Source organism: Micromonospora sp. NPDC047753 (assembly GCF_040642735.1).
Classification (GTDB): domain Bacteria; phylum Actinomycetota; class Actinomycetes; order Mycobacteriales; family Micromonosporaceae; genus Micromonospora.
Window position 1 is genome coordinate 1 of sequence record NZ_JBEYSL010000150.1, and the last position, 13,724, is coordinate 13,724.

The 13,724-nt window shown below is 71.5% G+C and carries 10 protein-coding genes and 1 pseudogene; 10 read left to right on the plus strand and 1 reads right to left on the minus strand.

Annotation, left to right across the window (positions count from 1 at the left end):
• Positions 1-83: 83 nt before the first annotated feature.
• Both ABZ749_RS15185 and ABZ749_RS15190 read left to right on the plus strand, forming a co-directional pair.
• Positions 84-1,256 (plus strand): annotated as a pseudogene (locus ABZ749_RS15185) (helix-hairpin-helix domain-containing protein); the annotation flags it as partial.
• A gap of 262 nt (positions 1,257-1,518) precedes the next feature.
• Complete coding sequence (locus tag ABZ749_RS15190) at positions 1,519-1,986, plus strand: hypothetical protein (protein WP_357227888.1); 468 nt, start codon at positions 1,519-1,521, stop codon at positions 1,984-1,986.
• Here the strand turns inward: ABZ749_RS15190 and ABZ749_RS15195 are convergent.
• The gene (locus tag ABZ749_RS15195) at positions 1,916-2,722 is read right to left on the minus strand and encodes a DUF389 domain-containing protein (protein ID WP_357227891.1); all 807 of its coding nucleotides are present in this window, start codon (positions 2,720-2,722) and stop codon (positions 1,916-1,918) included. The two genes, ABZ749_RS15190 and ABZ749_RS15195, sit on opposite strands and share 71 nt — an antisense overlap.
• A gap of 370 nt (positions 2,723-3,092) precedes the next feature.
• Here ABZ749_RS15195 and ABZ749_RS15200 point away from each other — a divergent pair, with 370 nt between their 5' ends.
• The 8 genes from ABZ749_RS15200 to ABZ749_RS15235 all read left to right on the plus strand — a co-directional run.
• Entirely contained in the window at positions 3,093-3,806 is a 714-nt protein-coding gene (locus tag ABZ749_RS15200) for a sugar transferase (RefSeq protein ID WP_357227893.1), read from the plus strand.
• On the plus strand, positions 3,803-4,951 hold the full coding sequence (locus ABZ749_RS15205) for an aminotransferase class I/II-fold pyridoxal phosphate-dependent enzyme (RefSeq protein WP_357227896.1): 1,149 nt from the start codon (positions 3,803-3,805) through the stop codon (positions 4,949-4,951). The genes ABZ749_RS15200 and ABZ749_RS15205 overlap by 4 nt, the downstream gene beginning before the upstream one ends.
• Complete coding sequence (locus tag ABZ749_RS15210) at positions 4,948-5,592, plus strand: acetyltransferase (protein ID WP_357227898.1); 645 nt, start codon at positions 4,948-4,950, stop codon at positions 5,590-5,592. Before ABZ749_RS15205 ends, ABZ749_RS15210 begins: the two co-directional genes overlap by 4 nt.
• 74 nt (positions 5,593-5,666) lie before the next feature.
• Complete coding sequence (locus ABZ749_RS15215) at positions 5,667-6,890, plus strand: glycosyltransferase family 4 protein (RefSeq protein ID WP_357227901.1); 1,224 nt, start codon at positions 5,667-5,669, stop codon at positions 6,888-6,890.
• Positions 6,887-9,760 (plus strand): O-antigen ligase family protein, encoded by a 2,874-nt coding sequence (locus ABZ749_RS15220; RefSeq protein ID WP_357227903.1) that lies wholly within the window; start codon positions 6,887-6,889, stop codon positions 9,758-9,760. Before ABZ749_RS15215 ends, ABZ749_RS15220 begins: the two co-directional genes overlap by 4 nt.
• 17 nt (positions 9,761-9,777) lie before the next feature.
• A complete protein-coding gene (locus tag ABZ749_RS15225; RefSeq protein ID WP_357227906.1) occupies positions 9,778-11,046 on the plus strand; it encodes a glycosyltransferase family 4 protein in 1,269 nt (422 codons plus the stop codon).
• Entirely contained in the window at positions 11,043-12,314 is a 1,272-nt protein-coding gene (locus ABZ749_RS15230) for a glycosyltransferase family 4 protein (protein WP_357227908.1), read from the plus strand. Before ABZ749_RS15225 ends, ABZ749_RS15230 begins: the two co-directional genes overlap by 4 nt.
• Positions 12,315-12,397: 83 nt before the next feature.
• On the plus strand, positions 12,398-13,724 hold a 1,327-nt coding region (locus ABZ749_RS15235; protein WP_357227911.1), incomplete at its 3' end, for a polysaccharide biosynthesis protein.

Consider the following 13,724-nt stretch of genomic DNA (forward strand, 5'->3'; position numbering starts at 1 on the left):
GTACCTGGTGATGGAGCTCGTCGACGGCCACAACCTGGCCGACCGGCTGCGGACCGGGCCGCTGCCCTGGCCGGAGGCGGAACGGCGCGGTCTCCATCGCCCGCCGCCTCCAGGACCCCCTCGCGGAGCTGGTCAAGATCGACCCACGCTCGATCGGCGTCGGTCAGTACCAGCACGACCTGTCCGAGGTGAAGCTGTCCCGGTCGCTGGACGCGGTAGTGGAGGACTGCGTGAACGCGGTCGGGGTGGACGTCAACACCGCCTCCGCGCCGCTGCTGACCCGGGTCTCCGGAATCGGCGCCGGCCTGGCCGAGAACATCGTGCTGCACCGGGACGCCAACGGGCCGTTCCGTACGCGTACCGAGTTGAAGAAGGTGGCGCGGCTCGGGCCGAAGGCGTTCGAACAGTGCGCCGGCTTCCTGCGCATCCCCGGTGGCGACGACCCGTTGGACTCCTCCAGCGTGCACCCCGAGGCGTACCCGGTGGTGCGCCGCATCCTCTCCACCACCGGGCAGGACCTGCGCTCGGTGATCGGCAAGAGCGGCATCCTGCGCGGGCTGCGGGCCACCGACTTCGTCGACGACCGGTTCGGCCTCCCCACCGTCACCGACATCCTCGCCGAGTTGGAAAAGCCGGGCCGGGATCCCCGCCCGGAGTTCCGCACCGCCACCTTCGTCGAGGGGGTGGAGAAGATCAGCGATCTGACGACGGGGATGGTGCTGGAGGGCGTCGTCACCAACGTGGCCGCGTTCGGCGCGTTCGTCGACGTCGGGGTTCACCAGGACGGCCTGGTGCACGTCTCGGCGATGTCCCGGACCTTCGTGAAGGACCCCCGCGAGGTGGTGAAGTCCGGCGACGTGGTCAAGGTCCGGGTGCTCGACGTGGACGTACCCCGCAAGCGGATCTCGCTGACCCTGCGCCTGGACGACGAACCCGCCACCGGTGGTGGCGGTGGTGGTCGGGCGGGCCAGGAGGGGCGTGGCGGCCCGGCGCAGCGCGCGCCGCAGGGTGGCCGCGGCGGGCAGGGCGCATCCGCTGGCCCGCAGGGTGGTCGCGGCACCGGACAGCAGGACGGACGTGGCGGACAGGGCGGTCGTGGCGGGCAGGACAGTCGCGGCGGCTCACAGGGCGGACGTGGCGGGCAGGGTGGTCGCGGCGGCGGGCAGCAGGGTGGTCGCGGCGGGCAGCGGCAGGGCGCACCCGCGCCGGCCAATGACGCGATGGCGGAGGCCCTGCGCCGCGCCGGACTGGCCTGACCCAGCGCGAGAGGTGACCGGGATGCGGCCCATCGGGCGGCCATCTCGGCACCTCGGCCGCGGGCGATCGCCATCGCAACGCCGAGGCACAGCAGATTTTGGACAGTTTCCGTCCTGACGGAACGGAAACTGTCCAAGATCTGGAGCCATCGGGCCGTCGAGGTGAGCCCAGACCCGGCCGAGGACGACCGCGGGCAGCGACCCGCACCGACAGCGGCCGGCACTGGCGGCGGAGCCGGCTGGCTCGCGTACCGTCGGCGTCGTGAGTCAGCGAGACGCCCGGGAGTGGCGGGATCAGCAGCGGCAGGCGGTGCGGGCGCACGCCGACGCGGACGCGCGGCGGCGGGCCGCCGAGCACGCGGAGGCGGCGGAGCTGGTCGCCTGGTTCGTGGCCGAGGCGACCCGGCGCGGCCTGCGCACCACCCGGCTGGTCGCCCGGGGGTACGACGGGCGTGGGCGCTACCGGACCGGGCTGACCGGGTGGTACGTCGACCGGGCCGAAACCCGCGCGGTGGACGTGGCCGGCCGGTTCCACCTGCTGACTGTGCCGGGAGGTCTGCGGGCCCGGCTGTTCGGCGTCGACCCCCAGCCCAGCCCGGCGCCGTTGGTCGTCGGAGCGGGGGGCCGCGACGGTGAGTCGATCCCGCTGCGGACGCTGCTCACCCGGCTGCTGGACGACGGGCCCGGCGGGCCAGGTTCCACCACCAGGCCTGCTGCACCACGAGGGTGAGCAGGCCGGCAAGGACGATCGCGCTCAGGTTGATCACCAGTTGGAGCGCCGAGCCGCCCGCTTCGTCCCACACTCCGTAGGCGGCCGCCACCGCCACGTTCGCCGCCGCCGGAACCGTGGTGACCGAGATCAGCACTCCGACCAGGCTGCCGGACTTCTTCGACGTCAGCGAGAGCATGCCGGCGACACCGGCGAGTAGACCGACCACCCAGGACAGCGCGTCCGGCCGCCAGATGAAGTCGGTGAGCGGACGGTCGGCGAGCAGCATCTCCCGACTGACCAGACCGACGGCGGTCAGCGCCCAGGTGCTCAGCACGGTCGCCACCATGGCCGCCAGGAAGCCGACCGCGAGAGCCTGCACGGAGCGGCCGACCACCCCGAGTTGGCGGCGCAGCAGCGCCACGCACAGCGCGGCGAGAGGGCCGAACTCCGGGCCGACCACCATCGCCCCGACGATGAGGATCGGCTGGTCCAGCAGCACACCGATGCCGGCGATCATGGTGGCCACCACGATCAGCACGAGGTAGGTGCCGGACAGTTCGGTCTGCTCGCCGGTCTTCGCGGCGATCTCGTCCCAGACCACCGCGTCCGCGCCGCTGCCCGGGGCCCTGTCCGCCGCCCGGTCGGCCGCCGCGGAAATGGTCAACTCGACGTCCTCGGCCGCGATGCCGCCGTCGGTGTCCACGCCGATCCGCTGCAACTGCCGCAGTACGCGGTCGGCGCTCTCCCGCACCACGTCACAGAGGATCAGGTCGCCCGGTGGCTGCCGGGCGGCACGGCCAGGTGAGTTACCCCAGCCTCCTCGGCGAGCAGGTCGACGACCTCCGCCGACCGGTCAACCGGGGCGACCACCCTCAGGTGCAACACGTCATCTCCCTCGCCCGACCGGCTGGTTCTTCCCTCGCCCGACCGGTCGCCGCGACTCTACCGCTCGGTCCATCGGCCGCACGAGCTGCACAAGGGCACAGATCTGGCCGTGTCCGACTACGGGGTTTCGGGGTTGATCGGGGGAATGCGGACCGAGCGTCGCTAATCAGCCTCGGCATACGGTCTGTCCTGGTATGAATAATACGTACCTTTTGTGAATATCCCATGGGAGGTCCAACGTGCCGGTGCCTGGTGGTCTCGTCGACGCCGACCTGTCGCTGCCCCGGACCAGCCCGCAGCGAGGTAAGCGAATCGTCGACGTCGTCGTGGCGGCGGTCCTTCTCATCCTGGCTTCACCGGCCATGATCGTGGTGACGGTGCTGGTCGCGGTGGGTCTCGGTCGCCCGGTGCTGTTCCGCCAGTGCCGTGCCGGACTGCACGGCCAGCCCTTCGAGATGGTCAAGTTCCGCACCATGCGGCCACCCAACCTGAGCCTCGGCCTGCTCGGCGACCGGGACCGACTCACGCCGCTCGGACGCTGGCTGCGCGCCAGCAGCCTGGACGAACTGCCCACGCTCTGGAACGTGCTGCGTGGCGACATGAGCCTGGTCGGCCCACGGCCACTGCTGCCCGAATACCTCGGTCGCTACTCACCCCACCAGGCCCGACGGCACGAGGTGCGACCCGGCGTCACCGGGTTGGCCCAGGTGCGGGGACGCAACAGCATCAGCTGGGAGGAGAAGCTGGACTTCGACGTGCGGTACGTGGACAGCCACAACATGAGAACCGACCTGTCGATTCTCGCCGCGACCGTGCGGACCGTGCTGCGGCGCGAGGGAATCTCCGCTGCCGGGTCCGTCACGGCTCCCGAGTTCACGGGTACGCCGCGCTGGTCCCCGCCCCCACGCAGCAACTCGAACACCGCCACCACCGGCTCGGGCGGTGCCCGATGAGGGAAACCGTGTACCTGTCCCCGCCGGACATCGGGCCGCTGGAGGAGTCGTACCTGGTCGCCGCCCTCCGCTCGGGGTGGGTTGCCCCGGTCGGCCCCGATCTCCAGGCGTTCGAACACGACGTCGCCGAGCGGGTGGGCACCGGCGGGGCCGTCGCCGTCAACTCCGGGACGGCTGCCCTGCACCTGGCGCTGCTCGGCGTCGGCGTCGGACCCGACGACGTGGTCATCGTGCCCACCCTCACCTTCATCGCCACCGCCAACGCCGTCCGCTACATCGGGGCCCGTCCGGTCTTCGTCGACTGTGATCCCCGCACCGGCAACGTGGACGTGGGCCTGGTCGACGACCTGGTGCGACGGCTGCGCTCGCGCGGTGAGCGGGTCGGCGCGGTCGTCCCGGTCGACATGTTCGGCAGCTGCGTCGACTACACCGGACTCGTCCCGCTCTGCGCCGAGGCCGGTATCCCGCTGGTCGAGGACGCCGCCGAGGCGCTCGGATCGCACCACCGAGGCCGCCCGGCCGGGTCCTTCGGACAGGTCGCGGCGCTCTCCTTCAACGGCAACAAGATCATGACCACCTCCGGCGGTGGGATGCTCGTCTCCGACGACGCGGCACTGCTCGCCAAGGCCCGCCACCTCGCCACGCAGGCGCGGGAGCCGACGCCGCACTACGAGCACCGCGAGACCGGCTACAACTACCGGCTGAGCAACCTCCTGGCCGCGCTCGGCCGGGCCCAGTTGGTCCGGCTGGACGGGATGATCGCCCGCCGCCGTCAGCTACGTGACCAGTACGCCAAGGTGTTCGCACCGGTGCCCGGCGTCGAACTGGTCGGCATCGACGACGTCGACTCCAACTGCTGGCTCACCGTCATCACGGTGGACGACGAGCACTGTGGCTGGCGGGCCGCCGACCTGGCAGCCCACCTCGCTGGCGGGAGCATCGAGACGCGGCCCGTCTGGAACCCGATGCACCGCCAGCCCGTCTTCGCCGGTGCCGAGAGTCTGCTCAGCGGGGCCGCCGACCGGCTCTTCACCCACGGCCTCGCTCTACCCAGTGGCAGCGGCCTGACCGAGCAACAGGTCGGGCGGGTCTTCGAGGCGATCGACGAGTTCCTGGCCAGCCACAGCGGGGTACGGGCGGCATGACGATTCCACTGGTGATCGTCGGCTGCGGTGGCCACGGACGCGAGGCGCTGGGCATCGCCCGGGCGATGAACGCCGCTGCGGACCGACCCCGATGGCACCTGGTCGGCTTCGTCGACGACCGACCCAGCGAGGAGAACCTCAAACGGGTGCAGAAACTGGACGTCCCGTACCTCGGCGGGCTGCCGTGGCTGCGCGACGCCCCTGCCGACACACATCACGTCATCGGCATCGGGGACCCTCGGACCCGACGGGCGGTGGCCCAGCGCGTCGACGCCTACGGGACGCCGGCGACCAGCCTCATCCACCCGGCGGCGACGGTCGGGCCGGACACGGAACACGGCCCCGGGTTCGTGGTGTTCGCCGGCGCCCGGGTCACCACCAACGTGACCATCGGCCGGCACGTGCATCTCAACCAGAACGCGACGGTCGGCCACGACACCGCTCTCGCCGACTTCGTCTCGGTGAATCCACTCGCTGCCGTCTCAGGCGACTGCCAGCTCGGCGAGGCAGTGCTGATCGGCACCACCGCCGCGGTGCTCCAGGGGCTGCGGATCGGTAGCGACGCCACCGTCGGAGCGGGCGCCTGCGTGACCAGAGACGTTCCCGCCGATGCCGTGGTCAAGGGCGTACCGGCGCGCTGACCAGCACTGACCGAGACCAGACGGGATCGACACCGACGCCGCGCGCCCATGTGGTCCGGCACGAGGAGCAGGACGTGAGCACAAACCGCCGCAGTGCCGGCATCCGGCCACTGCGCGTTCTCCAGGTGACAAGCACGGCCGTCGGCGGTGACTGGTTCTACGACCAGGTGACCGGGTTGGCGCGGCTGGGGCACGACGTCCGCGCTGTCGTCCCGGGCGAGGGTCCACTCACCGACCGCCTCCGGACGGCCGGGATCCGCACCGAGATCGTGTCGATGTCCGGTTGGCGCCCGCAGCAGCTCCCCCGGGTCGCGGCGGCACAACTGCGTCTCGTCCGCCTGGTCCGGCGCTTCGACCCCGATGTGGTGCACGGCCATCTGGTGAAGGCGAACATCGTCTGCCGCCTGGCCAGTCTCGCCGCCCGCCGACCGCTGCTGGTCAACCAGATCGCCGGCACCGTCCACCTGCGCAGCCCGCTGTTCAACCGCATCGATCGCGCAACCCTGCGCCGGGTGGACGTACTGATCGGTTCGTGCCACGCGTTCGCCGAGCGGTACCGGAGCTTGGGCGCGCGAGCGGTGACGGTCAGTCACTACGGGTGCGATGTGCACCGGCTCGATCCGACCGCGAGTGGGGAGTCCTTCCGGGCGGAGTTCGGGCTGGCCGCCGGCACCCCCACCGTCGGAATGCTCGCGCACATGTACCGCAGCCGACTCCAGGCGTTCCAGGACATCGGCTTCAAGGGCCACGAGGTTTTCCTTGACGCGGCCCCGCGCCTGCTGGAACGGGTGCCGGACGCCCACCTCTTCGTCGTCGGCGACGAATTCACCGGTGACGTGGGCTACCGGCGTGAGCTGGAGGAACGCGCCGTCCGACTGGGCGTTGCCGAGCGCGTGCACTTCACCGGTCGCCGCAGCGACGTGCAGAGCGTTCTGGCCGGTCTCGACGTGGCGGTCACACCGTCGCTGGAGGAGTCCGCGTCGTACGCCACCATCGAGGCGCTGCTGATGGAGCGGGGCGTGGTGGCCAGCGACGTCGGCGGGTTGCCCGACACCGTGCAACATGGCGAGAGCGGCCTGTTGGTGCCTCCGGCAGACCCGGAGGCGCTGGCCGATGCCGTCGCCGACCTGTTGCGGGACCCTCAGCGGCGGGCTGCCATGGCCCGGCTCGGACGCACTCGCTGTCTGGACCTCTTCGACATCGAGCGGACGGTCGCCGACGTCGAGGCGATCTACCGGGCGGCGCTCGACGGTCGTCCACTGCCGCAGGCCGGCCTCCCCCGCGAGGTGGCCCGGTGACGGCCGCGACACCGCCCATCGGTCCGGGCGTCAGCCCCGGTGCGGATGCCGGGCCGGCGGTGACAGGCGCTCGGGACCTCGCCGGAAGCGGCCAGCCCACCACCGGTCCCGGCGCGTCGGCGCGTGTCTCGGCGCAGAGCGTGTCGGCTGCCGCCGCCGGGTCCGTCGGGACCAGGGTCGTGCTCCTGGCCGTCAGCTTGGCGACCGGCGTGTTGGCGGCCCGGGTCCTCGGCCCGCACGACCGGGGTGTGGTGGCGGTCGTGCTCGCGTGTGCGGCGATCTTCGGAGCGGTCCTCACGGCGGGGATGGAGACGGCCAACCTCCGCTTTGCGGGCGCTTCGGCCGCCGCCCACCGTCGAACCGTGTGGTGGAGTCTGCGCCACGTCGCAACGGTGGGAGTCGGCGTGGCAGCGGCCTGGGGGGCGCTGGCGCTGGTGGTCGGGCCAACCGTTCGGATCGGGCTCGACCCGGTCACCTTCGCCCTCGCGCTCAGCCTCGGCCCCGTGGTGCTGCTCTCCTCGCTGCTCGGCACGGCCGAGATCGGCCGCAGTCGCGCATCGGTCTACAACTGGACCGTCATCGGAGGGCTGCTCGTCTACGGCCTGCTGCTCGTCGCCCTGACGGTGACCGACCGCGCGGACACCGACACCGTCATCGGCGCGTACCTCGTGGGCCAGGTGTGCGCCGCGACGGTGCTGCTCGTCCGCGCCCTGCCGTTGAGCCGCGACGCCGGCACACCCCAGGACGCGCCCGCGTACCGGGCGTTCGCCCGCCGGGTGTACGCGCCCAACCTGGCCCAGTTCGCGATGGTGCGCAGCCAGGTCCCCGCCATCCACCTGGTGGCCGGTGCGGGCGCCGTCGGCGTCTACTCGGTGGCGGTGCCGTTCGCCGAGATGCTCCTGGTGCTCCCGGTGGCGCTCAGTCTCATCCTCGTACCGGCGGTCGCACACGGCGGCGCCGACTGGCACACGGTCCGTCGGATGTCGGTGCAGACACTGCTGATCACCGCCGTCGGGGCGGGGCTGCTGGCCGCTGTCGCGCCGCTGGCCTTCCCGCTGCTCTTCGGCCCGCAGTTCGCCGAGGCCGTACCGGTGCTCTGGGCGATGCTGCCCGGCCTCATCGTGCTCGCGGTCGCCCGCACCGCGCAGAGCTACCTGACGGCCGTCGACCGTCCGGGCCCGCCGACCCTGGCGGCCGTCAGCGCCGCCATCGGCGGGCTGCTCGCCATGGTCGTCCTGATCCCACGCTTCGGCACGCTCGGCGCGGGCTTCGCCGTGTCGGCCGGATACGTCCTCTACGGCCTGGTCGTCGGCTGGGCCTTCCTCGATTACCGGCCTGCCCAGGGCCGGAGAAACGGTCCGACCAGAATGACGACTGAACGCGGCGGCCGGCACGCGAGGCCAACGACACGGGACCGCGACCCCCTGCTGCCGGCGTGGGGAAGAGCGGCTGGCGTGCTCGTCGCCGGCGTGGCCGCCGGTGTGGTGGCGGTGCAGGACACCTCGTTCCTGCTGCGGCTGGCCGCTCTCGCCGTGGTGGTGCTCGTCATCACCCTGCCCGGCTTCGGCCTCTACTGCATCGCACTGGCGGTGCCCGCATCGCAGCTGCCCATCGCCCCGGCGGCGAGCAGCACCACGCCGTTGCTGGCGCTGATCCTCTGCACTCTGGTCGGCACGTTGCTCCGCGGCCGGGCGACCCGCCGCAGCACCCCCGCCGTCCTCATCGTGGCTGGCCTGACCTGCGTCCTCGCTCTCGGTGTGACGGTCGGTGGCCAACCCAACCAGGCGTTCCGGTCGGTCGCCGCGATCGCGATACCCCTGGCCTGCATACCGCTCATCGACACTGCCCGAGCCCGCTCACGGTCCGTCCTCCTCGTGTTCGCGGTCGCAGCGACCGGCGTCGGTCTGTTCCATGCCGTGCTCGCCCTGATCGGAGCACCGGTGCTCGCCGAGGAGAACCCGGACCTCGCCGAATCCCTCAGCAGCCTGAACCACAACGCGTGGGGACCGATGTTGCTGCTGGCGCTCGCCGTGCTGCTGGCCAGGCTGCGACCGGGTGTGTCGGGCACAGCCCGCGTGTTGACCGTCGCGGGGATCGCCGCCGTGGTCGTCAGCGTGGTGCTGTCCTACAGCCGATCGACGTACATCGGCGGAGCGCTGCTCCTGCTCTGCTTCGTGATCCAGCGACGGCGCACAGTGGCCCTGGCTCTCACCGGCATGGTCGTCGTCCTCACCGTCGGCCTGACCGGGGTGCAACTGGTGCCGGATCAGGTGGCCGAGCGAATCTCGTACACGACTGTGGACGGCCGGCTGGACAGCTCCAGCAGCGTACGCCTCGACCTGTGGCTCAGTGCCCTGCGGATGGCCGCCGACCACCCTCTCGTCGGCGTGGGTTTCCAGAACTTCCGGGCCCACCTGCCGGAGTACTTCCAGCCCGAGGTCACCGTGGCCGCGGTCGACGTTCAGCTCGACAGCCTCAACCACGCCCACAACACCTACCTCACGGTGCTGGCCCAGACCGGGCTGGTCGGCGTCCTCCTGGTCGGCGGGCTCCTGTTCATCGTGATCCGCCAGGCCCGTCGACGCCTGCGCGCCGGCGACCAGAGCGCGGAGGCGGCAGTGCTCGGCATGGCCGCGATCGGGGGGTGCAGCCTCTTCGGAGAGCCGCTGCTCACCCTGCCGGTGCTCATCCCGTTCGTACTCCTCCTGGCCGTCGCCACAGCCCGTTCGCAGGCCGAGCCGGAACGCGTGACCGACCCGCGTCCCGCCGGGCCGAAGCACTCCGTGCGGACCCGACCGGCCTGGACGCCCGACCAGAGCGGCTACGGCCTGCGCCGCGGACGGTCCGCCGCCGACAAGGTCCTGACGTGATCATGAAGGAGACGAAGGTGACCGCGACGCGTCCCGACACACCGAGGGTCGAGAGCCACGACCAGCCGCGTCGGCAGCGGGCCGCCCCGGGCTCGGCCCCCACGCCCGTACTTCCGTCCGTCATGTTGCTCTGCGGCGCAAGCTCGCTGCACGCCCGCAAGTGGGCGGTCGCCCTGGCGGAACGCGGTCATCCGGTCATCGCCGTCAGCTGGATCGACGCGGAGCCCATCGACGGCGTCGAACTGCGCGTGGCGCCCGGGACCGGCCGGACCCGCAACGGGCGGTGGGGAGCGGTGTGGCAGCTCGCCGCCGCCGGCTGGTGGCTGCGGCGGCAGGCGCGCGAGGCTCGCCCCGACGTGCTGCACGTGCACTCGGTAGGGATGGCGGGTCTGCTGTCGCTGCTGGCCCCGCGTCGACCCGCCCGGGTGGTCACGCCCTGGGGGGTCGACCTGCAGTCGGCGCGTCGGTCCCGGATCCGCAGATGGGTCGCCCGGGCCGCCCTGCGCCGCTCCGACCTCGTCCTCCCCACCGCGGAGTCGGTCCGTACCGAGATCATCGAGCGCTACCGGATACCGGCGGACCGCACCCGCACCGTGTCGTGGGGCGTGGACGACAAGCTGTTCGCGCTCCGGGACACCGTGACGCCGGCGTCGGCGCGGGCCGAATTCGGCATCCCGGCCGACGCGACAGTGCTGTTCGCCGCCCGGACGGCCGGTCCCGTCTACCGCACGCCCGAGGTCCTGCGGGCGTTCGCCCGGGTGGCCGACGCTCGTCCCGACCTTCACCTCGTCGTCCTGGCCGGGCACCGTCCCGCCGAGGCAGCGGCCGCTGCGGCGCAGCGGCGGTGCGTCGCCGAAGCCCACGAACTCGCCGCGAGCCTGCCCGGACGGGTCACGGTCCTGGACCGGTCTCTGACACCGGAGGACACCTTCCGGCTGATGCGGGCGAGTGAGGTGAGCATCTCGGTTCCTCGCTTCGACCAGCGCAGCTGCACGGTGCTGGAGGCGGCGCTCGCCGGTTGCCGGCTGCTGCTCGCGGATCTGCCGCCGTATCGCGAGATGGTCGAGGACGGCATGGTGGCCGACATCCTCACCGGGCCGTTGGAGACCGCACTGGCGGAACAGCTCATGGCCGCCCGCCCGCTGGAGCCGACCCTGCAACAGCGCAACCGGCGCTTCATCGAGACGTCGGAGTCCTGGTCGCGCCAGGTCTCCGTCGTGCAGGAGTGCTACCGGCGGCTGAGCACCGACCGAGCCGGGCACCGTCGGAACGGGGTGGCCCGGTGAGGATCGTCTACCTGCACCAGTACTTCCGCACACCGGCCATGTCCGGCGGCACCCGGTCCTACGAGTTCGCCCGCCGTCTGGTCCGCAACGGCCACGACGTGCACGTCGTGACCAGCGACACCGAGTCCTCGTCGGACGCCCGGCAGACCTGGCGGACCACTGTGGAGTCTGGCGTGGTGGTGCACTGGGCGGCCGTTCCCTACCGCAACGCGATGTCCTTCCGGGAGCGGATCTCGGCCTTCGGGCAGTTCGCCCGGTTGGCGGCTCCGCGCGCGGCGTCACTGGAGCAGGACGTCGTCTTCGCGACCAGCACGCCGCTGACCATCACATTGCCCGCTGTCTACTCCGCCCGCCGCCGCCGGACGCCGATGGTGCTGGAGGTACGCGATCTCTGGCCGGAGGTGCCGATCGCGCTGGGCGCGTTGCGGTCGCCGCTGACGAGGCGTGCGGCCACCGGTCTGGAGGGGTGGGCCTACCGCAACGCCGCTCACATCCTGGCGCTGTCGCCGGGGATGGCGGCGGGCGTTCGGGCGCGCCACCCCGACGCCGCGGTGACAGTCATTCCCAACGGCTGTGACCGTCAGTTGTTCGCCGACGCGGACGCTGCCGGCCGAGCGCTTCGGGATCGCACACCGTGGTTGGGCGACCGTCCTCTGATCCTGTACGCGGGGACGCTCGGGTTCGTCAACGACGTGGGTTATCTGGTGCGGATGGCCGCGACGCTGCGTCGTGACCACCCCGACGTGCGGATCGCGATCGTCGGGCAGGGCGCGGAGACGGCACAGGTGCGCGCACAGGCAGCCGCGGCCGACGTCCTGGACCGCAACCTCTTCATGATCGACCAGGTGCCGAAGGCCGAGGTTGTGGCGTTCTTCGGTGCCTGCGATCTCGCCGTCTCGACGGTGCGCGACGAGCCCGCGTTGCACGCCAACTCGGCCAACAAGGTCTTCGACGGGTGGGCCGCCGGTCGACCGGTAGCGGTCAACCACGAGGGGTGGATCGCCGACATCCTGCGCCGCAGCGGCGCCGGACTCGTGCTGCCCGCGGGAGATCCCGCCGCCGCGGCGACGCTCGCTGGCGCGTTCGTCAGCGATCCGGCGAGGACCGCCGGGGCGCGGGCCGCAGCGCGGGTGGTCGCGGCCAACGAGTTCGACCGCGACCTGCTCTTCGAACGGTTCGAGGACGTGCTGCGGGGGGCGGTGGTGCCACGACAGTCGGCCAGGTCAGCAGCCGGACAAACTTCGCAAACGGCAAAAAACCAGCCATAAAGTGATTAGTTTTGGTAGGACCCCAATAAGACCATCTTGGTGGTTTAGCCCCGGATGGGCCGCTATCGCAGCAGGAGTTTCACATGCAACTTTCGGGGACAAGCCCCAGCGACTCCATACGCCTCGGCCGGTCGCATCGCAACCTTCGACTGGCCGGCCGCCTCCTCGCAGCGGACACCCTCGCCTGGATCGCGGGCTTCGCCGTCGCCGCGTGGGTGCGCTTCGAGTTCTCGCTCACCGGCCCCGCCCTGGCCCGCGCGATCGGTATGGGCGTGGTCGCCGCGGCAGCGCACGTCGCGGTGTCCGCCGTTCGCCGCAACCTGTCCGGCCGGCATCCCCTGGGCAGCGTGGAGGAGATGCAGGGGCTCGCCAACACGGCCCTGACCACCGGCGTACTGCTGCTGATCGCCCTCGTGCCCATGACGTCCCGGCCGGTGCCCGCGAGCACGCCACTCGTCGGCGCGGCGATCGCGCTGACCGTCATGCTCGCCACCCGTCTGACGTACCGCAGCCGCAGCGACCGGACGTTGCGCCCGGACGCCGGCCGCGCGGAGCCGGTCCTGCTCTTCGGCGCGGGCTCCGCCGGTCAGGGGCTCCTGCGGGCCATGCTGAGTGATCCGGCAGGGCAGTTCCTGCCGGTCGGGATGCTCGATGACGACCCGCAGAAACGCCACCTGTCGCTGGCGGGCGTGCGCGTGCTCGGCTCTCGCTCCGACATCGACACTGTCGTGCGGCGTACCGGCGCGAAGATGGTGATCTTTTCCGCCGCCAACGCCGACTCCGAACTGATCAACGAGGTTCGCGAGAGCACCCTGAAGACCGGAGCGACGTTCAAGATCCTTCCTTCGGTACGGGAACTGGTCGACCATCGGATCACCGTGAGCGACGTTCGCGACCCGGACATGGCGGACCTGCTCGGACGACGACAGGTGATCGGCGACCTTCGGGATGCGGAGTCCCAGCTGCGCGGACGCCGGATCCTGGTGACCGGCGCCGGCGGGTCGATCGGCTCCGAGCTGTGCCGCCAGATCATGCGGGCCGATCCGGGCGAGCTGATGATGCTCGACCGGGACGAGTCGGCCCTGCACGCCCTGCAACTGTCGATGTCGGGTCGCGCGATGTTGGACAGCCCTGAGCTGATCCTCGCCGACCTGCGCGACGAGGAACGGATCCGGCGGGTGATGGCGGAACGCCGACCCGACATCGTGTTCCATGCGGCGGCCCTGAAACACCTGACACTGCTGCAACGTCACCCGGGCGAGGCGGTCAAGACGAACGTGTTCGGCACGCAGACAGTGCTCAACGCGTGCCGCGACGTGGCGAGGTTCGTCAACATCTCGACCGACAAGGCCGCCGACCCGGTCAGTGTTCTCGGCTACTCCAAGCGGATCACGGAGCGGTTGACCGCGA